Source organism: Vibrio sp. HB236076 (genome assembly GCF_040957575.1).
Classification (GTDB): Bacteria; Pseudomonadota; Gammaproteobacteria; order Enterobacterales; family Vibrionaceae; genus Vibrio.
Genome location: NZ_CP162602.1, coordinates 183,694 through 205,844, shown reverse-complemented (window position 1 = coordinate 205,844; position 22,151 = coordinate 183,694). Strand labels below are relative to the sequence as shown.

At 45.0% G+C, this 22,151-nt stretch carries 21 protein-coding genes; 14 read left to right on the top strand and 7 right to left on the bottom strand.

What is annotated here, in order from left to right; all coding sequences use genetic code 11:
- Positions 1-155 precede the first annotated feature (155 nt).
- The 10 genes from AB0763_RS14180 (at position 156) to AB0763_RS14135 (ending at position 9,829) form a co-directional block, all read left to right on the top strand.
- On the top strand, positions 156-794 hold the full coding sequence (locus AB0763_RS14180) for a YceH family protein (RefSeq protein WP_306099841.1): 639 nt from the start codon (positions 156-158) through the stop codon (positions 792-794).
- Positions 795-809: 15 nt separating this feature from the next.
- Complete coding sequence (locus AB0763_RS14175; protein ID WP_306099840.1) at positions 810-1,118, top strand: GIY-YIG nuclease family protein; 309 nt, start codon at positions 810-812, stop codon at positions 1,116-1,118.
- Between the two features lie 182 nt (positions 1,119-1,300).
- Positions 1,301-2,392, top strand: a complete 1,092-nt coding sequence (locus AB0763_RS14170) for an autoinducer 2-binding periplasmic protein LuxP (RefSeq protein ID WP_306099921.1) — start codon at positions 1,301-1,303, stop codon at positions 2,390-2,392.
- 12 nt (positions 2,393-2,404) lie between these two features.
- Positions 2,405-4,984, top strand: coding sequence for a LuxQ periplasmic sensor domain-containing protein (locus AB0763_RS14165; protein ID WP_306099839.1), 2,580 nt, complete (start codon positions 2,405-2,407; stop codon positions 4,982-4,984).
- A gap of 58 nt (positions 4,985-5,042) precedes the next feature.
- Positions 5,043-5,678: a class I SAM-dependent methyltransferase gene (locus tag AB0763_RS14160; RefSeq protein WP_306099838.1), complete on the top strand. Its 636-nt coding sequence runs from the start codon at positions 5,043-5,045 to the stop codon at positions 5,676-5,678.
- Positions 5,675-6,352 (top strand): hypothetical protein, encoded by a 678-nt coding sequence (locus tag AB0763_RS14155; protein ID WP_306099837.1) that lies wholly within the window; start codon positions 5,675-5,677, stop codon positions 6,350-6,352. The genes AB0763_RS14160 and AB0763_RS14155 overlap by 4 nt, the downstream gene beginning before the upstream one ends.
- Before the next feature lie 87 nt (positions 6,353-6,439).
- A complete protein-coding gene (locus AB0763_RS14150) occupies positions 6,440-6,676 on the top strand; it encodes a hypothetical protein (protein ID WP_306099836.1) in 237 nt (78 codons plus the stop codon).
- 133 nt (positions 6,677-6,809) lie between these two features.
- A complete protein-coding gene (locus tag AB0763_RS14145) occupies positions 6,810-7,826 on the top strand; it encodes a response regulator (protein ID WP_306099835.1) in 1,017 nt (338 codons plus the stop codon).
- Positions 7,826-8,260: a PAS domain-containing protein gene (locus AB0763_RS14140; RefSeq protein WP_306099834.1), complete on the top strand. Its 435-nt coding sequence runs from the start codon at positions 7,826-7,828 to the stop codon at positions 8,258-8,260. Before AB0763_RS14145 ends, AB0763_RS14140 begins: the two co-directional genes overlap by 1 nt.
- An 84-nt stretch (positions 8,261-8,344) precedes the next feature.
- The gene (locus tag AB0763_RS14135) at positions 8,345-9,829 is read left to right on the top strand and encodes an NAD(P)H-hydrate dehydratase (protein ID WP_306099833.1); all 1,485 of its coding nucleotides are present in this window, start codon (positions 8,345-8,347) and stop codon (positions 9,827-9,829) included.
- Positions 9,830-9,839: 10 nt separating this feature from the next.
- On the opposite strand, the gene AB0763_RS14130 is transcribed toward AB0763_RS14135, so the two are convergent.
- On the bottom strand, positions 9,840-10,796 hold the full coding sequence (locus AB0763_RS14130) for a LysR family transcriptional regulator (protein WP_306099832.1): 957 nt from the start codon (positions 10,794-10,796) through the stop codon (positions 9,840-9,842).
- Between the two features lie 419 nt (positions 10,797-11,215).
- Here AB0763_RS14130 and AB0763_RS14125 point away from each other — a divergent pair, with 419 nt between their 5' ends.
- Positions 11,216-12,220, top strand: coding sequence for a zinc-binding dehydrogenase (locus AB0763_RS14125; protein WP_306099831.1), 1,005 nt, complete (start codon positions 11,216-11,218; stop codon positions 12,218-12,220).
- Between the two features lie 28 nt (positions 12,221-12,248).
- Here the strand turns inward: AB0763_RS14125 and AB0763_RS14120 are convergent, their stop codons facing one another.
- The gene (locus AB0763_RS14120) at positions 12,249-13,940 is read right to left on the bottom strand and encodes an EAL domain-containing protein (protein WP_306099830.1); all 1,692 of its coding nucleotides are present in this window, start codon (positions 13,938-13,940) and stop codon (positions 12,249-12,251) included.
- A gap of 91 nt (positions 13,941-14,031) precedes the next feature.
- Entirely contained in the window at positions 14,032-15,867 is a 1,836-nt protein-coding gene (locus AB0763_RS14115) for a CHASE domain-containing protein (RefSeq protein WP_306099829.1), read from the bottom strand.
- Between the two features lie 324 nt (positions 15,868-16,191).
- Between AB0763_RS14115 and AB0763_RS14110 the strand changes: the two genes are divergently transcribed.
- Entirely contained in the window at positions 16,192-17,589 is a 1,398-nt protein-coding gene (locus AB0763_RS14110) for a diguanylate cyclase (RefSeq protein WP_306099828.1), read from the top strand.
- A 256-nt stretch (positions 17,590-17,845) separates the two neighbouring features.
- Here AB0763_RS14110 and arsB read toward each other — a convergent pair whose 3' ends face one another.
- The 3 genes from arsB to AB0763_RS14095 form a co-directional block, all read right to left on the bottom strand.
- Positions 17,846-18,862 carry an ACR3 family arsenite efflux transporter gene (gene arsB / locus AB0763_RS14105; RefSeq protein ID WP_306099827.1) on the bottom strand — a complete coding sequence of 339 codons (1,017 nt, stop codon included), beginning with the start codon at positions 18,860-18,862 and terminating at the stop codon, positions 17,846-17,848.
- A 9-nt stretch (positions 18,863-18,871) separates the two neighbouring features.
- Positions 18,872-19,591, bottom strand: coding sequence for an arsenical resistance protein ArsH (gene arsH / locus AB0763_RS14100; protein WP_306099826.1), 720 nt, complete (start codon positions 19,589-19,591; stop codon positions 18,872-18,874).
- Between the two features lie 170 nt (positions 19,592-19,761).
- Entirely contained in the window at positions 19,762-20,643 is an 882-nt protein-coding gene (locus AB0763_RS14095; protein ID WP_306099825.1) for a DMT family transporter, read from the bottom strand.
- Between the two features lie 196 nt (positions 20,644-20,839).
- Between AB0763_RS14095 and AB0763_RS14090 the strand changes: the two genes are divergently transcribed.
- Together AB0763_RS14090 and AB0763_RS14085 are read left to right on the top strand one after the other, a co-directional pair.
- Positions 20,840-21,205, top strand: a complete 366-nt coding sequence (locus AB0763_RS14090; RefSeq protein ID WP_306099824.1) for a DUF2750 domain-containing protein — start codon at positions 20,840-20,842, stop codon at positions 21,203-21,205.
- Between the two features lie 153 nt (positions 21,206-21,358).
- Complete coding sequence (locus tag AB0763_RS14085; protein ID WP_306099823.1) at positions 21,359-21,757, top strand: hypothetical protein; 399 nt, start codon at positions 21,359-21,361, stop codon at positions 21,755-21,757.
- A gap of 140 nt (positions 21,758-21,897) precedes the next feature.
- On the opposite strand, the gene AB0763_RS14080 is transcribed toward AB0763_RS14085, so the two are convergent.
- On the bottom strand, positions 21,898-22,059 hold the full coding sequence (locus AB0763_RS14080) for a DUF2256 domain-containing protein (RefSeq protein ID WP_306099822.1): 162 nt from the start codon (positions 22,057-22,059) through the stop codon (positions 21,898-21,900).
- Positions 22,060-22,151: the final 92 nt, after the last annotated feature.

The following is a 22,151-nucleotide window of genomic DNA, read 5'->3' as shown; positions in this document are numbered from 1 at the left end:
ACCATGTTCGACGTTTAGGTCACGCGTATGTCGAGCAACAAATTCAGTTGGCTTATGAACATTTGCACCACCCGAAGACCCGTGCTTACACCCTCGATGAATCAGGGAAAATGCGGCTGATATCGTTAAATTATTATCATTAAGAAGGACCAGTGATGACGTTGACTTTGACCCCGACAGAACAAAGAGTAATGGGTTGCCTGCTGGAAAAAGAAGTGACAACACCAGAAACCTACCCGCTCACATTAAATGCCCTAACCACGGCTTGCAATCAAAAAAGCAGTCGAGACCCGGTTATGTCGCTCAGTGATTCTCAAGTGCTCGACACGGTTAATCAGCTTATTGGCAAGCGCTTAATCAGTGAAGATGAGCAACTAAAACGCCGAGTCAGCAAATACGCTCACCGCTTCTGTAATACGGAGTTCAGCGATTTGCAGTTGTCTGAGCAGCAAAAAGCGATTGTATGCTTGCTTTTGCTAAGAGGCGCGCAAACCGCGGGGGAAATCAGAACGCGAGCTCAGCGCTTGTGTCATTTCGAGGACGTCAGCCAAGTGGAAGCTACATTGACCACTATGATAGACAACCACTGGGTGGTACAACTGCCAAAAGAACCAGGCAAAAGAGAGCAACGCTATCAACATTTGTTCGGTGACGAGACTGGTAATGATGATGTTTGTACTATCGCTACCGCGTCCGAAACCCCGTCGGCAACGGATATGGAGCAAAGGCTTGGCGAGTTAGAGCGAAAAGTGAGCGAGTTAGAGCAGCAAATTGAGCGCTTGTTAGCGCAATAATGCCTCAGTTACCCTATGCTTGATTGGTCTATTTATCTGATTCGAAATCGTTTTAATGCCCTTTACTGTGGGGTGACAAACGATGTTGAGCGACGTTTTCTTCAGCATTGCGAAGGCAAAGGCGCCAAAGCGTTAAAAGGCAAAGGCCCTTTGCATTTGGTTTGGTATCAGTCAGGGCTCGATAAGTCGACCGCTTTAAAAGCCGAATGCTATATTAAATCGTTACACAAAACTCAAAAAGAAGCGTTAGTGTCGGCGCAAGCAAGGTTGATTGCCAAGACAGAACTGACCCCGGTCAAGCGTGTGAAATTTGGCTTGAAATAGAGCGGTTCAACCAATAAATGTGAACTGCCCCAGAGCATTGTGCAGTTTTTGTCGCAATTTATGGGTAGAGTTTTGGTTAGGCTCTATACTCTACCATGTTCATTTCATTAAAGGACCTAAACATGGCATTTCCTCATAAGAGTTTCATTTTGTTGAAGTCTCGTTCTTGTGCCTTTATCGCTATGGCCGGTTTGGTTTTGAGTGCGATCACATTTAGTGGCGATTCTGTGGCAACAAGCGCTTTGGTTGGTTACTGGAGTTATCAAGAGTTTCTCGATGACAATCCGTTACAATTACAGCTGACTAATCGCATGGCTGAGACAGTCAGGGAGCCTGCGATTCCATTGAGTGAAGCACAAATACCAAAAAAACCAGTGACGATATCGGTGGTTTTTCCAGGTCAGCAAGTGTCGGATTATTGGGTGCGCAATATTGCTGCGCTGGAAAAAAGAATGGCGGAACTCAATATTCCCTATGAAATAAACCAAATGTTTACTCGCCCTAACGAAGATGTGAAACAACAGAGTAAATCCTTGATGGAAGCGCTGAGAAACCAAGCGGATTACCTGATTTTTACTTTGGATACCACGCGTCACAGGAAGTTTATTGAACACGTATTAAATGCGTCGAACACCAAGCTTATTTTACAAAACATTACGACACCGGTAAAAGCATGGGCTCATCATCAGCCGATGATGTACGTCGGATTTGATCATATGCAAGGCAGTTTGGAATTGGCAAAATTTTATCAAAAAACCTTTCCACAAGGAGCCAATTATTCGGTGTTGTACTTTTCTGAAGGGTATGTGAGCGATGCACGGGGCGATACCTTTATTCAAGCAATGCCAAGTGATCTTTTTTCGTTGCAATCTTCTTACTACACGCGAACGACTGCTGAGTCCGGTTATGAGGCAGCAAAATCCAGTTTGACGAAGTACCCAGATATACGCTTTATCTATGCGTGTTCAACCGATGTGGCACTTGGCGCGGCTGATGCACTTAAGGCAATGAATCGAGAAGATATTGTGTTAAACGGTTGGGGCGGTGGCTCTGCCGAACTGGACGCAATTGAAAGTGGTAATCTCGATGTGACAGTGATGCGAATGAATGACGATACGGGCATTGCGATGGCTGAAGCGATTAAATGGGATATACAAGGCGAATCGGTACCGACGGTGTTTTCAGGTGATTTTGAAGTGGTGACCAAAAACGATTCACCACAGCGAATTCAAATGCTCAAAAAAAGGGCGTTTCGTTATTCAGATGCAATGTAAAAGGGGATGCTCATGTACAGCCGTAAGCGGTCGTTAGCCACCCTAATTACCAGAATTATCATTTTGGTGCTCGGCGTTTTGTCGTTGGGTATTTTTGTACAAAGCTATTATTTTAGTCAACAGATCATCACTCAAGAAATTACTCGAACAAAACAACAGACCTCATCGCTGTTGCAAAATTTGTTCAATTACCACATCGCCGCCATTCAGATACACCATGATAGTAATGCGAAAAACGAAGCGCTGATCCGTTATTTGATGACGAGTGATACCGAAAACTTGTCCTATTTTTTTAGCAGCCTAGATCAAAGTGAGCCCACCCATACTCCAGAGTTTCGCTTTTTTACCGTCAACGGCACGGTGCGTTGGGATGATGGCAGTGCGCATTTTTACGGCATTGACGATATACTTCAGCAAAAAATAGCGTCAAAAGTGCCTTATAACGGCCGGTGGTATTATTTGTCGATGCAGACCTTACTCGGTCAAAAACACATGTTAGTGAGGCGTGTTCCCCTCATCGAAAATCAAACCGGTGAGGTGTTAGGGCAATCGTATATTGCTGTGGTGTTAGATAATAATTTTACCTTGATCGACCAACTTCAGGAAGGCAGTAACAGTCAAGACATCATGCTACTGGCGGGCAATAAACTGGTCGCCGACTCATTTGATGGCAGCGAGGGCTATGACGATGTTCTTCATCAAGAATCGGTCGATGATGTGTTTAGCAACGTATTGGTGACCCGTACCCAAGTGTATATTGATGACAACAGTAGTGAGTTGGTCCTTGTTTCTGTGCAAAATAATACCAATGTTGCCAACCTTCAGCGCCAACACTATTTAGGCATTTGTTTTTCAATCATGTTGATGATTTTAATGGCGATGTTGATGCGTAAATGGATTCAGCAGCAGGTGAATACCGCTCTAGACAGTTTGATGAAATACACTCAATCGGCGAGAAATCAAACAGAGTATATTGCATTTGAAGGGTCAAGCATCACAGAGTTTGCCGATATTGGTTATACACTGCAAAATACGTTTGAGCAGTTAGACTCGCAAAGAAAGTCCTTTCGCGACTTATTTAATTTTGCCTTATCACCCACAATGGTGTGGTCTGAGACCGGGATTTTAATTCAAATGAATCCCGCAGCGAAAAAAGAGTTGTGGCCAGAATTTGGCGAGCCAGAACACAAGCCCGCTCACCCCAATTTTCAGCAATTTCAAGCCAAGCTACTCACGTACATCAAAATGACTGCACAAGGCTCCCCTCTGACGGGAATTAACGTTCCGATCGGCGATAAAGTGTTTCGGTGGAACTTGTCTCCTATCAGTGTTGAGGACGGCATCACAGGGGTTATCGTTCAAGGCCAAGATATTACCACCTTAATCGAAGCGGAAGAGCAAAGTAATTTAGCGCGCAGTGAAGCGGAAGAGTCGGCTAAGGCGCGAGCCGATTTCCTCGCTAAAATGAGTCATGAAATTCGCACCCCCCTCAATGGTATCTTAGGCGTCTCTCAATTATTAAAACGCGAGATTGAGCATCCGGGCCACAAAAATCAAATTCAAGTATTGATTAACAGTGGTGAACACTTGTTGGCTGTTATGAATGATATTCTCGATTTCTCAAAGCTTGAGCACAGTCAATTTACCTTGGAAAAACGCGTGTTTCGCTTTGCTGATATCGTCAATACTTTAGATCATATTTACCGGCCTCCTTGCCGCGAAAAAGGCGTGGATCTCATCATTGATAATGAAGTTGGCGAAGATGAACACATTTACAGTGATCAGGTGAGGCTAAACCAAATCTTGTTTAACCTGGTGAGTAATGCCACGAAATTTACCTCTGAAGGTTCGATTTCGATTCGGTTTAAAATAAGCCAGTCGCAGTATCAGACGCGATTAAAGATCTGGGTTCACGACACGGGTATTGGTATTCAGCAAGAAAAGTTGGCCAGTATTTTTGAGCCATTTGTACAAGCCGATTCAAGTACAACTAGGGAGTTTGGCGGCAGCGGCTTGGGCTTGACGATTGTAAAAAGCTTGGTTGACTTGCTGCAAGGGCATATTGATGTCTCGAGTGCCAAAGGGTCGGGGACGACGTTTTATGTCGATTTACCCATTGAGCGAGAACAACGGGAATTGAGAAGCTACCGAGATTTAGCATCGATACCCGCAGGTCAATTGTTTAAAGACAAAGTGCGTATTTTGTTGGTGGAAGACAATCATACGAATGCGTTTGTTTTACAAGCGTTTTGCAGTAAGTACAACGTGGAGGTAACCTGGGTTAAAGACGGCCGGGAAGCGATTAAATCGGTTGAAGAAAATGTGTTTGATCTGATTTTAATGGACAACCAATTGCCCATTATCGGGGGAATTGAGACCACGGAGTTCATTCGAGATGAAATGCAGGTTGAAACGCCCATCTTCGCGTGTACGGCAGATACCCAAGAAAGCACCAAAGAGGCTTTCTTTACTGCTGGCGCGAATCAGGTATTAGTCAAACCGATCAATGAACAGATTTTTTATAAGGCGATGTTAGAATTTTACCATCAGTATTATGATAAAAAAGCCACCCTATCCACACGTTCATTGTAGTCAGGCACTATGGCGTACGAGTACGGCCGTGCTTTTTCCTGCTTAGGACGATAAAGATATGAAATGGTGGCAACAGTACTGCGATCGAAGCGCAATCAATCATTACCATCGTAAAAGGCTTCGCCAGTTTGGTTGTTCGGCCAAATCATTGGGCTGGATTGATCAACAAAGCCAGTGGCAACGATTTGCTGTCTTTGCAGAACACATCGATTTTAGCGAGCAAAGCGTGCTTGACCTTGGCTGTGGCTTTGGCGATTTCTTGTTTTATCTAGAGACTGAGACCAAGGTCTGTTTGCAACACTATATGGGCATCGATGTTTCATCTTCGTTTATTACTCAAGCAAAGCGGCGAGATTTTGCAACCGATTGTCAATTTATCCAAGGGGATTTCAGTCTCGGCCGGTTGCCAAAGGCCGATATTGTGATTGCCAGTGGCTCGTTGAATTATCGCTCTCGGCAGACAGATTATGTGATCAATATGATCGAGAAAATGGCCAGTACCGCTCGTTATCAAGTCGGTTTAAACTTACTCGACTCAGAAAAAATAAACAGCACAACAATCCTGAATGCTTACAATAAACGCGGCTTAGCTCGTTACTGTAAGGCTCGCTTTTCTCACGTCAAGTGCATTGATAATTACAGTGATCACGATTTTACTTTACTCTTTTCTCCTACCGGTATGAGTGCAATATGAAAAAAATAGTCATCCTTATTGTGGTTTTACTCTTGCTCGCAGGTGGCGGGGCGGCGGCTTATCACTTTTACTTTCAAAATAACGATCAAGTGATGGTCGACGAAGAGCAAACTGAGCCTACAGATGAAACTGGCGCGGAAACCCAAACCGCCCCAAAAGTGATTGAGACAAGCGAACCGGTGAATGATTTATTTGTCAATGAGCGTCAAATCAGTGTCGTAAACCAGCCTAATTTACAGGGCTACAAAGTGAAAACACTCTATAAAGGTGATGAGATTCGCGTACGAGAGCGCAAAAATGGTTATCTAAGGATCAGTGACTATGTGGTGTTAAAAGAAGGGGAAACGGCTCAAGCCGAGTGGATAAAGCAAGAAGGGTTGTCCGAGCAAAAACCCGTGATTGATCAAAAAGAGCGCAATGAAATATTGGACGGTTATGTGCAAAATTCCGATGACTTTTTGTTATATCAAGACATTTTTCGCACTCAAACTGAAACGTTGTTACAGGAGAAAAAGTGTGTCCCTGAAGACTTTCATCAACTGGGTGGCTGGGTGCGCTCGGTGACCTTTGCACAGCAACCCATTTACTTTGTTTATTGCGGTGGATTAAATCAAGCAGACAAAATTTACTTAAACGTGGACAGCGGTGAGTTGTTTCAGCCTAGTGCTGACTGAGGTAAGACCAACAACACGAACGTTCAACTCCGTTTGTGAATCATGCGTGAGTAGTGCAAGTCTGTCACTTTTAAAACAAGGAGCGTTATGTTTTTAACTTTATTTATCATAGAAAAAAGCTTACTGGTGATTGGGGTGTTGTTATTGCTAAGTGCATTGGCGCAATACATTCGACGTACTTCAGACTGGCGCGGAGTATTGACGATGTTTTATAAGCGCATTGACATGTCAGTCGGTGAGTATCGTTTTTATCGCCTTGCTATCAGCGCCATTGTATTGGCTGCGGTGCTCAAAGTTTTACTGTTAACGCTATACCCTCAATAAGTTTTTTGATGAAATTGACGAGCCATAAACGCGCCACACAGTGAACAACCTCACAATAAATCCGCACTGTCTTCACGAAATGAAAAGGCTTTCTGATAGACTGAAAGGATAAAAACACAAAGTAGGTAATGGAATGACCGTTTCAGTATTGATATGTGATGACTCTTCACTTGCCAGAAAACAGATCGCTCGCTCTTTACCCGATGCATTGAATGGTGATATTGCTTTTGCGGTTAACGGCAACAACGCTTTAGAGTGCTTAGCTAACCAAAGTTTTGGTTTGATGTTTCTCGACTTGACCATGCCAGAGCTCGATGGTTTCGAAACCTTAGAAGCGATGCAGCAGCGTGGGTATCAGACGCCTGTCGTGGTTGTATCGGGTGATATTCAGCCTAAAGCGAAAGAGCGAGTACTTGCTTTGGGAGCGAAGGCGTTTATTCAAAAGCCCATTGGCAAAGAGGCGCTCAAACAAACGCTACGGGACTTGAGTTCACTGATTGGGTTGCAACCCCCAACGACCACCACACCGATCCGCCAGCCTCAAGTTATGCCCGCATTGCGACGACGTGATGTTTATATGGAAGTCTCCAATGTTGCCATCGGGCGGGCTGCAGATGCCTTGGCAAGGCACTTTGATGTGTTCGTTGAACTGCCTTTGCCCAATGTCAATATTTTCGAAGTCAGTGAACTGCATATGGCGCTGCGCGATTTAGCAGAAAGCCATAATGTGTCTGGGGTTTGCCAAGGGTTTAGCGGTGAAGGCATTGCCGGCGAAGCGTTAGTGTTACTCAGTGATTCGAGTATTGCTGATCTGAAAAGTATGATGAAGGTTCCGGTCGATAGCGAAGAGCTTGAAGAGCTTGAACTCTTAATGGATATTTCGAACATTTTAGTCGGCGCTTTTTTGAATGGTTTAGGCGAGCAAGCCGGAGTCCGCTTTTTTCAAAGTCAGCCAGTGTTGTTAGGTCAACATATTTCGATTGAGTCGGTCATCGAGTCAACGGCAGGTAACTTTAATAAAACCATGACCTTTGAAGTGAGTTATAACATTGAGGGCACCAGTGTGCGTTGCGATCTGCTGTTTATGTTTGTCGATGACTCATTACCATTACTCGATCAAAAACTCGCTTACTTGTTGGAGGATTTCTAATGCTCTCTTTACCTGCGGAGTTTGAACAGTTTCATTGGATGGTCGACATGGTACAAAATGTCGATATGGGACTCATAGTGTTAGACAAAGACTTTAAGGTGCAACTGTGGAACGGGTTTATGACGCACCACAGTGGCAAGCAGTCCCAAGATGTACTGGGTATGTCATTGTTTGATCTGTTTCCCGAGATCCCTAAAGAGTGGTTTGTTTTAAAGTGTAAGCCGGTATTGGACTTGGGGTGTCGCAGTTTTATCACTTGGCGGCAGCGGCCTTATTTGTTTCGTTGCCGCAACGTACGCCCTGTGACTCAACAAGCGCAGTTTATGTATCAAAACATCACTTTAAACCCAATGCGCAATCCTAATGGCCAAGTCAATGCGCTTTTTTTGTCCATACAAGACGCCACCTCCGAAGCCATTGCAACGAAGCAATAATCTTACTCGTACTGGCCGGATAAGCGCATTTTGCGTGCAGTGATGGCGGTGCTTGTCAAACCATTACCGATAAAGTCGTGACTTATGGAACCTTTATTCAATACAAAGCAAATTATTGATTTAGAAAATTTATGGGTATCGAATAAACAAGGTACGCTGTCAGATTTAATGGAAAGAGCGGGCCGAGCGGCCTTTGATTTTATCGAACGTCAATATGGCAATCATCCCCTCAATGTCTTGGTACTGTGTGGCCAGGGCAATAATGGCGGAGACGGTTATGTACTGGCGCGTTGGTTGGTCAAGGCCGGACATAAGGTGACCCTTTGTTACTCCCGGCCACCTTGTCAGCAGGCTCAACCGGCTTATTGGGCCTATCAACAATGGTTAAACGTCTCATCTCAATCCCACTATACGGGTTTAACTGAGTGTGAAGTCTCGGATTTGAATCAGTTTGAGCTCATCGTTGACGCATTATTTGGGATTGGTCTCAATCGAGACATTGCTGGTGACGTGGGACCGTTGATAGAAAAAATCAATGAAGCCACGCCCCCGGTATTATCGCTCGATATTCCCTCGGGCGTTTGCGCTGACAGTGGCCGAATTTATCAACACGCTATCGCCGCGACACACACGCTCACTTTTCTTGGTCGAAAAGTTGGGTTGTTTACCGGTCAGGCAAAGACATTTTGTGGCCAAATAATATGTTGTGATTTAAATCTTGGTCACGATGTCGATAAGGTACTGAACACATCCAGTTATTTGATAGCCCAAGAAGACTTAGTGTTTAAGGCGCCCGCGCTAGACATACACAAAGGCCGCAATGGTAAGCTCTTGTGTGTCGGCGGCCTTGTTGCGATGAGTGGCGCGATTGATCTGACTTCACGCGCGGCGCTTCGCACTGGGGCTGGGTTGGTTTGCGTTCATACCCACAAAGAAAGTCGCGGTGAATTAGCTCACGCCTACCCAGAGCGCATGGTGAGCTCAGATGAGCAGATACTGGTTACCCAACGTTTCTCTTGGGCTGACGTACTGGCTTGTGGGCCAGGGTTAGGCCGAACCGAGTGGGGGGAACAGCTTTATCTAAAATGCGCGGCGGTTAACAAGCCCAAGGTCGTGGATGCTGACGGTTTGTATTGGCTTGCCAGGTACCCACAAAAGGATGCACAGCGGATCATCACCCCACATTCAGGGGAAGCCGCAAGGTTGCTTAATTGCACTGTTGCAGAGGTCGAGAAAGACCGAGTTAAGGCCACTCGCCGCCTACAGGAAATCTATTGTGGTGTTGTGGTACTCAAAGGCCCAGGCACTCTTATTTATGACGGCCAGCGGTCCTATTTTTGTCAAGCTGGTAATCCAGGTATGGCCACAGGGGGCATGGGGGATGTGTTGACTGGGGTGATTGCCGCGTTGCTAGGTCAGGGTGAGACCTTGTTTGACGCGGCATGGCGCGGCGTGTTACTGCACAGCTGCGCCGCGGATAGTGAGGCTCTAGAACATGGCATGGTGGGCATGTGCGCTCATGATCTCATGCCTCATATCCGTCGATTGCGAAATCACTATTTTTCATGACTATATGATTTTATGACTCTTTTGGCGCTTGATAGAGCTTGTCGAGCTGCGGAAAGTTTTTTTCCCACCTAGGTTTGTCTTCGCCGATATAATGTTTCGCTGCGTCTAAAAACAATCGGGTACGAACCGGTAAATCACGATGAGGGTAGACCGCATACATAGGGTTTAGTTCTGGTAAGTGAACATCGGTGAGCAATGGCACTAACCCTTGCGTGTCTATGGTATCGGCAAACAAAAAACTCGGCGCGTTAAAGTAGGCGGTGTGTGAACGAACTTTTGATAAGATAGCCTCACCGTCATTGGACTGAAACACCGGTTTGATGACCTGCTCTTGTGGCTTTCCTTTACTGTCAAAGTAGTGAATGGTTTCAATTCTTAAATGCGAGTTGCTGTAAGTGGCCGCGGGCAGTTCTGCTAACTCTTTAATGCTTTTCGGTTCGCCGTAAATATCGACAAATTCCGGTGTCGCAATGATGACATTGCGATTGCGTGCCAGCTTTCGGGCGATCAGAGACGAGTCTTTAGGCTCACCAATACGAAAAGCTAAGTCAAACCCTTCAGAGACCATGTCGACAACTTTGTCATCTAGCCTCAACTCCACATTGACTTCAGGAAAGCGCTTTTGAAAATCATTAATCACGGGCATCAAGTAGTGCTTACCAATGTAGTTGGCGGCGGTTATCCTAAGTAGCCCCTTGGGCTCTTGGTGATAGTTTTCCGCAACCTGTATGGTTTCGCTAAGCAGGGTTCTCAGCTCGGCGGCCTTTTTTACCATTTCTGCACCCGAAGCGGTAAGAGAAAATGAGCGTGTAGTTCGGTTTAATAAACGAACCCCTAGCTCTTCCTCTAATTTACTGATCTGCTTAGAGATAACCGAGCGGTCAAGGTTACGAAGCTCGGCGGCATTGGCAAAAGAACCTTGTTCAACAACTTCTAAAAGCATGATTAACCGACTGGTAGTATCCATAAGTACTCACTTCTGCTGCAAAGAGGGGGCTCATTTTTTATAAGGTTAATTTTAAAACAAATGAGCGTAAAAACATACAAGGCTATGTGAATGATCTGTTAGTAAATTTGTGTACTTTCTGCGTTGTGATTGCGCAGGTCTTTTGGTCTTACTTTGCCGTTTAAAGGCTTGTGATGACATTGTAATATCGATGACTTACCATGCGGAAGGTCAGCGCTGTGAAGACACTGAGACTGGCAATAGGATGGTCATGGCTATTGATAGTTCAATGATTCGTGCATAAATTGCACCTGAGTGTTTATCTATCGACGGTTTTTTTCTCAGCCCAATGGGAATAGTATAGATTTAACGATAAGGCAGAGGTTTCCAAACTACTGTGACTGTCGTGTGTTAATCGCTCATTTAAAGGAGATTTTATCATGTTTGACAATGAAACAATGCAAGCGATACAGCTACTGCAAAGTGGGCCTGAATTTGATTTGCAACAGGTTTCAATGCCAATTCCAGAGATTACCTCAAATGAGCTATTGATTGAGATTGATTATGTTGCCCTCAATGACCTAGACGCCAAATTGGCCCGAGATGGTTTCAACGCTTGGCAGTTTCCACATATCTTAGGGGTTGATGCCGTCGGTACAGTGGTCAAAGCTAACAAGGGGGTGTTTCCTTTGCCAGGGACGCGCGTGTTATTTAATTCCTGCCTGGCTTGCCAAGGTTTATTAAAACAATACGCGGTGATCCCAAGCCACGCCGTGACCATCATTCCTGATAATGTTGCCAGTGAAGTGGCGGCGGTGTTGCCAAGTGCAGGTATGTCGACTCTCATCGCTTTGTCGAAGTTAAACTTGTCTTCGTCCGATGAAGTGCTAGCGATACACTGTGCTGGTGGCGATGTCGGCCACTTTGCAATACAGTATGCCAAGAAAAAAGGCGTCGAAGTGTGTGCTCTAGCGCCTAAATCTCATCATGACCGCCTGCTGTCTTTGGGAGCAAACTATGTTTTTGACCCAGATGAAAAAGACTTCACCAAGCAAGTCGAGCGGCAAATGGGCGAGGCTCAATTTGATTGTATTTTGAACACCATGGGCGGTGATTCGTTAAATTGGGATCTAAAGCACTTGCGATTTGCTGGCCGCATTGCCTGCTTAAGTGGTTTTGAAAGCATTGATTCCAATTTGTTAATTGAAAAGTCGCCCACCATAGGTGTGGTTTCGGTCACGGGGGCCTGGTTGACGAAAAGTCTCTGTGCCCAACAGCATTTAGGGTTGATGTCGCAGACGTTATTAGCGGATATCGCCAAAGCGGAGATACGCTCGCCGCAGGTAAAAGTGGTTGAGTTTTCCACGGCTGCAATACAAGCATCGCTTACTGCGTTATTAGAGAAAGTCAGTGCAGAGCGCTTTGTGGTCAAAGTCAAATCGTAAACTGTATTGGGCAAAAATTTGGTTGGGTTTAACTCAACCAAATTAATTCAATGTCTTTGGCCACCACTGGACGCGAAAAGTAAAAGCCTTGCATGCGATCCACGCCAAGTAAGGAACAGCTTTGTTGCTGAGCCTGTGTTTCTACCCCCTCTGCCACTATGGTATAATCCAATGCCTTGGAAAACTCACAAATGGCTTTTAACATGCGTTGATCTCGCTCCGTTTGTGTATCTTGGACAAAACTTTTATCGATTTTAATCACTTTTATTTGGGTTTGCTTTAAGCGCGTAAAAGAAGAGTAGCCGGTACCAAAATCATCAATGGCCAAGGTAATGCCCAATTGTGCAATATTATTAAGGGTCGCCAAAGCTTCTGGACTTTGATCAATACAGCTTTCGGTCAGTTCGATTTCCAAGGCTTCGTTAGGAATGTCATAACGTCTCAAGCACGATTTCAAATGTTCAATTAGCGTTGGGTCAGACAACTGTTTAGCCGAAATATTGATGGCAATCGTCAATCTGCGACTAAGCTCAAATTGAGTCGACCAACGTTGCCACTGACAACATGCTTCTTCAATCACCCAGTGACCTATTTCATTAATCATGTTTATTTCTTCAGCGACCGAGATAAATTGGTCTGGGGGAATCAGCCCCATTTTAGGGTGTTGCCAACGGACTAGCGCTTCAAAGCCCAATAATAAATGCGACTGGGCATCGAGTTGTGGCTGATAGTGTAAACAAAGCTCGCCACGTTGTACCGCAAGCTTTAAGTCACTTTCAAGCTTAAGCCTATCCGTCATTTTTTGGTGAAATTCTTTCGAGTAATACTGAATCTGATTGCGCCCTAATGACTTGGCTCGATACATGGCAATGTCGGCGCATTTCATTAATTCGTTCGCTTCTCTAGCGCAGTCTGGAAAGGTCGCAACCCCAAAACTGGCTCGAATGTCGAGGAGTGTATCGTTGAGGAGAACAGGCTCTTTCAAGCAGCCAAATAGCCGATTCACTAATAGATAAACTTGTTCAATCTTGTTGAGGTTGTGTGCAAGGATGGCAAATTCATCGCCCCCTAAACGGCATAATTTATCTCCCGCACGAATGGGTTGATTGAGTCGCTGAGCCACAGCGCAGAGAAATTGATCGCCAATCGGATGACCGAGTGTGTCGTTGATGGTTTTAAAAAAATCCAAATCTAAAAAGATCACGGCAAGGTGTTTGTTATTGCGTTGTGCCAATTCGATGGCATCGCGAAGAGACTGTTGAAAATAAAATCGATTTCTCAGCCCAGTCAGGTTGTCGTTTTCGGCTAAAAACTTTAAGTGTCGATGGCTTTGCGCCACCATTTCCTCGAGTTGATAGTGCTGCTTGTATTGCAGTATGTTGCGCTTGAGTTGGGTTAAATTCAACTGCGTTAAATCGAGAACATCTTGTGCGCCGGCCTCAATCAGCTCAAGGACATCATCGGGTTCAAGGTCATGTGCTATCACGACGATAGGGGCCGCAATGCGGTCGGACTGTAGGTTGCGCAGTAGCTCAACGTTATTGCTATGGCAACCTTGGCTGCCCAATAAAATGACATCGTATTGATGATGGACAGGGTTGAGGTGTCGGTTGATCACTTGGTACGAGGACAAGCATACTAAATCGATCTCCTCGGCAACAAACTTTTGCAAAATGGTGCTTTTTAACGTTGAGTCATTGTCAATGAGCAACAGTTTCATAACGGTTCCCTGTTTGAGTGATTAAGCGAATTACTCCTTTTTATACTTTAACTACCATAGCGAATATTGATTCAATTAAACATACTATTGTTTAATTTGACTGCAATTTTCGATGATTATAGCCAATCTCTCGCCACTTTTTCATCTCATTACTGTTGGGCCAAGTAAAAGAAAAACGGCTGCCTCGGCCATCATGACAATCAAAACCATATTGGCAAGAATAGCGATCTAAGATCTTTTTCACTATGGCGAGCCCCATGCCCGCAGAGTGGTCTTTTGTGGGTTGTTGCGCTTTATAAAATAAGTCAAAGACTCTCGCTTGATGCTCGACGGGTACCCCAGGACCATCATCTTCGATCGTAAACAGAAATTGTTCTTTGTGTTGAGAAACGGTAATTTTTATCTGGCCGTAGGGTTTGTCATGGTGTTGTATGGCGTTGTCCAGTAAGCACTTAAGCACCAGATTAAGTGGTGAGATTAAGGTATCAAAGCAAGTGACTTGCAGATCTTTTTCTACTTTGAACTGATTGGAGAGGGGCAGTTGTTCAAGCATCACATCGAGTTGTTGATCAATGTGATACGCTTGGATATCACCTTCATCGTAATGAACCCTTGAATAGCGAAATAGCCCATTGAGCAAGCCTTCTAAAGCTTTTACTTTTGAATTGATGAGGTGAACGTAGTCCAAATTTTGTACGCTGTTGGTTTGTGTGACGTCTCGTTCTAGCCATTGACTGAGCTCGGCAATATGGATCAAAGGCGCTTTGAGATCGTGTGAAACGGCAAAGGCAAATTGGTCGAGGTCTCGGTTGGCCTCTTCGAGTTCTAGATTTCTAAGTTGCAGTTTTTGCTGTGCTTTTTCGAGCATACTTTGCCGGTGCTGCAAACTTTCAGTCATCTCTTCGGCATAGCGCATAGCGCGTTTATTGGTTCTGACTAAGACGTAAAAAATAATCAATAACAAGGCATCAATCGTCAAACCACCGTACAAAATATAATCTGGCTGGGACTGTACATTTTGCCGTTTGAACAACTTAGATGACTGAATGGTTAATTGCCATTCTCGACCGTACATATTGACCATAATTTGCTGACTAAATAACGGGTCTTTATCGACATTGTCCGCGGTAAAGTCCATCTCGCTGTACAATTGCTCATCACCATCAAAGATACTAATGTGTACCTGGCGGTTTTTGTTCTCCAAGGTGCCGTTCATCAACCTAGCAACGACGAAGGGAGCATAGACCAATCCCATAAAACCCTTGTCATCGCCGTAATAAGGCGGCGCGGGATGAGTGTTTTCATACCAAGGGACAAAAAATAAAAACCCCGGTGTTTTCAACGAGTCTTGCACTAATACAATCGGCCCGGTGATTTGAGGCAGACCGGAATGTTGCGCCTTTTGGGCTGCGGTAAAGCGGTTTGTCTCATGGGCCATATCGAGTCCGAGCGCTTTGTGATTTTCAGTACTAGGTTGGATAAAAGAAATTGGCCAGTAATCCCGGTGAGAGTGAGTCGGGTGAATCGTAAAATGAGGCGATTGCGCTTGACGCCAACGCAGATAAGCGTCGCGTTTTGTATTCGGTACGTGATGGATCACGCCCATGCCATTGATACCGGGAAATCGTTCACCAATTTGAAAGGCATCGGTAAAGGTTTGCCAAGTTTCTAATTCTACCGGGCCGTTTTGCATGTGTATCGCTGCGACCCCTGCCCACAAAGCCTCTTCATACTTTTCCATTCTTTCTTCGATTAGGCTGACTATCTGTTGCGCCTGGTAATCAAATTGCGCTTGGTTTTTCTCTTTTGCTTGCTGCTTGGCGATATTCCAGGCAAATAGCGTCAAAAGTAATGAGAGTGCGATGACTAACCAGTGATACCAGTTTAAGCGAGCAGATAGGGTGTGGTTGAGTGAATGGTGAGTCATGGCATGTCCGAGCAGTTAATAAGTTAATTATAGACTAGGCTAATAATACCCCTCACTTTAACTCGCAATGGGATATTTTAATTAAGTTGTGAGCTAGACGTGTGTTTGTTAAAAAAATACCCGTATTAAGAGACAATGGATGAATGACTGCTAGAGTTATTGAAGGATAAGTACACCAGTGCCATTGGGAGCGTCAGCGCATTGACAGGAGAGCGTTTCCTACACCAAAGTCAACAGGCTGATACTCTTTAAGCGGAGTGTTACGGTCGCTGTGTAGTATGGATTTGTGAATAGCCATTGGGCTCAATGCCTAGAGAAAAAGTAATGAAATTGTCGATTCAAACTAAGTTAATTTCGATTATTATCCTCATTCTGAGTCTGTCAATCTTGGTGATCTCTGGTGTTGGCTATCGCTTTTTTGCCCACAGTGAAGAACACGCTCTGCACAGTAAAGCTCTGATGGCGGCTAAAATGTATTACAGCAAGATTGATTACTTGGTCGAACTGGGGGTGATTTTACATCCGGCTAAACAATTCAATCTCGACAGTAGAGAGCTCGTTGAAAGTATCCCAGAGGTTGACTACGTCGCGGTAACGGATACTAAAAACAAGATTATTTACCACAATCAAGCATCGGTTGTTCGCCAGCTTTTGCCGGGCTTTACCGCTCAAATGCACGTCCATGACGATCATCAAGATGTGCTGGTCAGTGAGGGGGTTATCGAATGGCAGGGCAAGAATTATCTTGAGTCTCGGCTTCCTTTATTGAGTTTTGATCATCGCAATATTGGCTGGATTCGCGTTGGTATACCGCTTTCTACACTTGAGCAACGTTTGCTCAGCTACCGCAATGTTTTATTCAATATTGGATTTTTTGCTCTGCTCTTTGCGGCCATTGTCGCGTTTTTCATCATTCGACATGCCATTACCCGCCCCATCGATGATCTTAGGCAGTCTATGAAATCGGTCACCAAAAATGCCAATGATTTGGATCACTACGTAAACAATACCACCAAAGATGAAATTGGTTCGATGGCACGCTGTTTCAATCAGATGATCGATGCCCTTAAATACAATAAAACCCAGCTTGCTCACTACACCAATGAGCTAGAAAAAAAAGTGGCACAGCGCACCGAAGAACTCGAACAGCTAAATCAACGTTTGGCCGATGACGTTAAGAAAAAGAGCATTGAACAGGTAAAATTAAAACACATGGTGCATCACGACCACCTGACTGGACTGCCTAATAGGAAATACGTGATGAATGCGCTAGCTCTGATGCTTGAAGAAGCGCGTTATCATGACGCTCAACTTGCGGTGTTATTTATTGATGTCGATCGTTTTAAGTCGATCAATGATACCTATGGCCATCATATCGGCGATGCTTTTTTAAAGGAGTTTGCACAGCGGTTGCAAATAAGCACCAAGCAAGAAAGCATTGTGAGTCGCTTGGCGGGGGATGAGTTTCTTATTGTTGTGCCGATGGTAACCTCGTTAACAGCGCTTCGCCAGTTCACTCAATCCATGATAGATACCGTGACCCAGCCGATGACATTGGAAAATCTTGAACTGCAACCGGCGATGAGCGTCGGGGTGGCACTGTATCCGAGTGGGGCATCGGATCTAGAAAGCTTACTAGTTAACGCCGATAAAGCCATGTACAAAGCCAAGCAGTCAGGCAAAAATACCTTCCGTCTCTGGGGCTCTAAAGTGGCATCCTAATGACAACCCCAACTCAGCCAAAGCGTTGCTGAGCCGGGATTGCATTGACTTCGATGAGGGTAATCATACCAATCTAACGAAATAGTCGGTCACCTAGCGGGTTAAAAAACTCGATAACGTCGTTACGAAAATAACTGGTAGAACCACGACTCACTGTCTTTTTGTCTTGTTCTCAAGCTTTTCCCTGCGCTGTCATTGACCAGATACTGAATCAGATTGGTATAAGATCCGGATTGAGGTATCTATTGGCAAAGTCTTAGTTGGTAAACCAGTGTCTGGTTCGGTTTGCGAACCAAACCAAAGACAGCATAACGGGCACCTCAACCAAAACCCCAACCACGGTTGCTAGAGCGGCACCAGAGTGAAGGCCAAATAAAGCAATCGCGACCGCGACCGCCAATTCAAAAAAGTTTGATGTACCAATCATGCACGCTGGTGCGGCAATGTTATGAGGCAGTTTGAGTTTTTTGGCGGCCCAATAACTAATGGCAAAAATACAATAGGTTTGTATGAGTAGCGGAATGGCAATCAGCACGATGGCTTGGGGTTTATCAAGGATGGTATTCGCCTGCAATCCAAACAATAGAGTGACAGTGGCCAGCAAACCAATAATGGACCAAGGTTTGAGTTTGGTCAGCATATCACTCAGCGCTTGTTCACCTTTGCGGTTGAGCGTAGCACGAGTGTAAGCGCCGGCCAACAAAGGGATCACCACGTACAACACGACCGATAGTAGTAAGGTATTCCAAGGCACGGTAATGTCACTCACACCAAGCAAAAATCCAGCGATGGGAGCAAAAGCAAAGATCATGATAATGTCGTTAACCGAAACTTGAACCAATGTGTAGTTCGCATCGCCTTTGGTCAATTGGCTCCAAACGAAAACCATGGCGGTACAGGGCGCAACGCCAAGTAAAATCATACCGGCAATGTATTCACTGGCACTTTGCGGGTCTACCCAGTCTGCAAACAAGCCTTTAAAAAACAACCAGCCGAGTAAAGCCATAGAAAAAGGTTTGATTAGCCAGTTGACGACCAAAGTCAGTAGCAACCCCTTGGGCTTTTTACCGACATCTTTTAATGATGCAAAGTCGATTTGTACCATCATTGGGAAGATCATCAACCAAATCAGAACGGCTATGGCGAGGTTAACATGGGCGTACTGCCATTGTGCCACTGCTGTGAAAAGGTCAGGGGCCACAATGCCAAGCCCCAATCCGAACAGAATCGCTAATCCAACCCAAACAGACAGATAACGCTCAAAAAGTCCCATAGATACCTCTTAAATTTCTTTTTGATTGACTCGAGCCATAAGCTCTTCAGCACTTTCGACACGCTCAGAGTAGCGGTCGACTAAGAACTCACTATTATCACGAGTTAACAAGGTAAATTTCATTAGCTCTTCAAGCACGTCAACGATGCGGTTATAAAAACCAGACGGCTTCATACGGCCACGGTCATCAAACTCTAAAAAGGCTTTGGGCACGGAAGACTGATTGGGAATAGTGATCATACGCATCCAACGGCCAAGCACGCGTAATTGGTTGACAACATTAAACGATTGAGAACCACCACACACTTGCATAACGGCCAAGGTTTTGCCTTGTGTAGGGCGAACAGCGCCCAAGCTAAGGGGAATCCAATCAATTTGCGCTTTCATGATGCCCGTCATCGCCCCGTGACGTTCTGGCGAGCACCAAACTTGCCCTTCAGACCACATAACCAGTTCTCGTAATTCCTGTACTTTTGGGTGGGTGTCTTCGACACTGTCTGGCAATGGCAGGCCTTCTGGGTTGAAAATTTTTACTTCAGCGCCGAGCGCAGTGAGAATGCGGGCTGATTCTTCAATCACTAAACGGCTGTAAGAGCGTTGACGCAACGAACCATACATCAACAAAATCTTAGGTTTATGAGAAGATAAAGCGGTTGAAAAGTCTGAGAGACTGGGCACTTTTACCTGTTCGGAATGCAAGTTAGGATTAGAAAGATCATCAATGGACATGAGAAGAAAACACCTAAAGTTATTTAATATATGAAATATCATATATGTTATCATGTGGAAAATCAAAAGTTGCTGGCTGAGAAGAACAACCGCCAAACACTTCAGTATAAATGGTAAAAATGACAATGATATGGCTTTGCCCGCTTTCATTCATTTTCGGTTATCGCTGGTTATTTTACCGCTCGCTTTTGCGTTGCATTAACAAGTGCCGCGGCAATAATTAAGCCGCCACCAAGCCAAACTTCTGATTGTGGCATTTCGTTAAAAAACACCATACCCAATACCAGGGTAAAAATAATTTGCACATAGCCGTACGCAGAGGCTTGAGCCGCAGATTCCGTTTGCATTGCTTTGGTGAGCCCCCATTGACCGACTTGAGTAAAGATCCCAACTAAAATAAGCATCCCCATTTGGCTTAAACTTGGCATGACAAACCCCGAAGCGATCATGAGAAAAACCGATAAAGGTAAGGCGATAAAAGGGAAGTAAAAAATGATCACAGAACTGTCTTCGGTTTGGCTCAATCTTCGCACAATCACATAGGCCGTTGCGCTCCCTAAGGCCCCGAACAAGGCGATGATGATGGCGAGATGGTCTAGTGCGCCTGGGTGATTGGTTTGTGCATTGGGCACAAAAATAACCATTAAGCCAAGTAGGCTAATCGCAATACAAGCACAGGTGGTTCTCGAACACTTCTCTCTGAGAAAGGCATAAGCCAACAACGCGGTAAAGATGGGGTAAGTGTATTGCAGTAAAACCGCCACTGCCAATGGCAAGGTCGTCAGAGCGTAATAAACGCACATTAATGCCAGGCTGCCAATCGCTCCGCGCAGGAATAACAGTGTCTTATTATGGCCCCAAACCCCGATGCGCTTTCTCTTGATATCAATAAAACTGATCACGCAAGAGACCAAAGCGCGCGCTGCCACAATTTCAAACAAAGGAATACCGCTGTTGCTGGTGTATTTGACACAGGCTGACATCAAGGCAAAGCCCAGCGCAGAGATGAGAATATAACGGACACCCAAAGGGATCGATTGAAAAGTCAACAAGTGCGTTACTCAGTGTTAGTAGTTAGGTTAAAGCGTAATCGACGTGGCCTCAGACTCTAATGTAAAAATGGCTGGTGCGCAATTTGTCATTTTATCGCTGAAGCCATCAGCGCGCTTTAAAATGGAGACTTGTTCTTGAACCGAGAAAGGGTTGTGGTTATGGTAGAGCCAGTTTTCTAACGAGTGAAAAATACTTATGACTTCTTCAACTCCCGCTTTAAATACGCCCTCAGAACGCATGCGTTTTTTCTTTAACACCATCGCGAAAGACAAAAAAATTTGGTTGCTTGTCGATGAGCACGGCAGTGTGTTACTCAGTACCGATGAGGATGAGTGCGTCCCGGTTTGGCCAAGCGAAGATATCGCACGACAGCAAGCCACAGAAGATTGGCAAGAGATGCAACCGGAAGCCATTTCGATTGCCAAATGGCGCAGTCGTTGGACAACTGGCCTAGAAGAAGATGAACTGGCCGTGATTGTCTACCCAAGTCTTGATGGGGAAGGGATTATTTTGTCACCGGATGATTTTGATTTTGAATTAGAGAAAATTGTGCGCCGTTGATGGCTTGGTCAGACCATGGGTTCATTCCTCCACGCTTGCTTTAATATGGAGGCTTTTTGTTGTGGAGAGGTGCATTTTAACTGCCAAATGTACGTCAAGCATCACAATGCTAAGAAAAAGGATGTCATCAAAGCGCAGTATTGAGGTTTTATTTTGATAGCGAAGTACATTCACATTGCGTTATTGGCGCTTACCGTCAGCTCGCCATGGTTAGGTTTTGGGCAATGGGTGTGGCTACCTTATACCGGGGTGTTACTCATCTATCTACTGCTAAATCGATTAACGGGAATGGCACTTGAAAAAGTCGCCATGACCAGTTTAATTGCCGCGTGCTTTATGTTTATCGCTGGTAGTATTGTTTTTTTTGCCGACTACATCAGTCAACAATTGGCGAAACCCGTCGCCGATCTCGATGTCGTTCGCCAAAGCCGTTCGGTATTTGAGGCGCTGGTCCCCACACTGGGTGATTTGTATCATCACATGGTGATCATTACCGCTGTTTTTATTATTGGTCGTTTATTTTTCCTGTTGCGCGGTCCTCGTCAACACTGATAGCCTGATTTAACCACAAGTTTTCCCTCAACTTACCGCTGGTTGGCCAGTCGTTGAGGGAGACTTTCTTTCCGCAATATACCCAGGTTACGCATGTTGATGTTTCACTAGGGTGACCCGTTATTGAGTTTGATGGTGATTTACTTGGATCGCCGACAACGCTCAGAGCAGTAGATAACGTCTTGCCAGCAGGCCTGCCACTTTTTTCGCCAATGAAAAGGGCGCTGACAGATAGGGCATACCTTGGTGGGTAAGTCGGATTTTTTATTGCGACGTTGATTGGATTGACGTGAACGATTCATAACAGATTGAAAGCACCACAGATGACGACAGATATTAACTGGCGATGCCCCATGCTGGACAAGATGCCATGTTAACGAAATAAACAATTATA

Coding starts and splice junctions, on each gene's coding strand:
- AB0763_RS14155 (WP_306099837.1), top strand. CDS start 5,675: ATGAAAAAAATAGTCATCCTTATTGTGGTTTTACTCTTGCTCGCAGGT.
- AB0763_RS14175 (WP_306099840.1), top strand. CDS start 810: ATGCTTGATTGGTCTATTTATCTGATTCGAAATCGTTTTAATGCCCTT.
- AB0763_RS14115 (WP_306099829.1), bottom strand. CDS start 15,867: ATGACTCACCATTCACTCAACCACACCCTATCTGCTCGCTTAAACTGG.
- AB0763_RS14125 (WP_306099831.1), top strand. CDS start 11,216: ATGTTTGACAATGAAACAATGCAAGCGATACAGCTACTGCAAAGTGGG.
- AB0763_RS14130 (WP_306099832.1), bottom strand. CDS start 10,796: ATGGATACTACCAGTCGGTTAATCATGCTTTTAGAAGTTGTTGAACAA.
- AB0763_RS14090 (WP_306099824.1), top strand. CDS start 20,840: ATGACTTCTTCAACTCCCGCTTTAAATACGCCCTCAGAACGCATGCGT.
- AB0763_RS14135 (WP_306099833.1), top strand. CDS start 8,345: ATGGAACCTTTATTCAATACAAAGCAAATTATTGATTTAGAAAATTTA.
- AB0763_RS14145 (WP_306099835.1), top strand. CDS start 6,810: ATGACCGTTTCAGTATTGATATGTGATGACTCTTCACTTGCCAGAAAA.
- AB0763_RS14120 (WP_306099830.1), bottom strand. CDS start 13,940: ATGAAACTGTTGCTCATTGACAATGACTCAACGTTAAAAAGCACCATT.
- AB0763_RS14080 (WP_306099822.1), bottom strand. CDS start 22,059: ATGAATCGTTCACGTCAATCCAATCAACGTCGCAATAAAAAATCCGAC.
- AB0763_RS14140 (WP_306099834.1), top strand. CDS start 7,826: ATGCTCTCTTTACCTGCGGAGTTTGAACAGTTTCATTGGATGGTCGAC.
- AB0763_RS14170 (WP_306099921.1), top strand. CDS start 1,301: ATGGCCGGTTTGGTTTTGAGTGCGATCACATTTAGTGGCGATTCTGTG.
- AB0763_RS14150 (WP_306099836.1), top strand. CDS start 6,440: ATGTTTTTAACTTTATTTATCATAGAAAAAAGCTTACTGGTGATTGGG.
- AB0763_RS14160 (WP_306099838.1), top strand. CDS start 5,043: ATGAAATGGTGGCAACAGTACTGCGATCGAAGCGCAATCAATCATTAC.
- arsB (WP_306099827.1), bottom strand. CDS start 18,862: ATGGGACTTTTTGAGCGTTATCTGTCTGTTTGGGTTGGATTAGCGATT.
- AB0763_RS14165 (WP_306099839.1), top strand. CDS start 2,405: ATGTACAGCCGTAAGCGGTCGTTAGCCACCCTAATTACCAGAATTATC.
- AB0763_RS14110 (WP_306099828.1), top strand. CDS start 16,192: ATGAAATTGTCGATTCAAACTAAGTTAATTTCGATTATTATCCTCATT.
- arsH (WP_306099826.1), bottom strand. CDS start 19,591: ATGTCCATTGATGATCTTTCTAATCCTAACTTGCATTCCGAACAGGTA.
- AB0763_RS14180 (WP_306099841.1), top strand. CDS start 156: ATGACGTTGACTTTGACCCCGACAGAACAAAGAGTAATGGGTTGCCTG.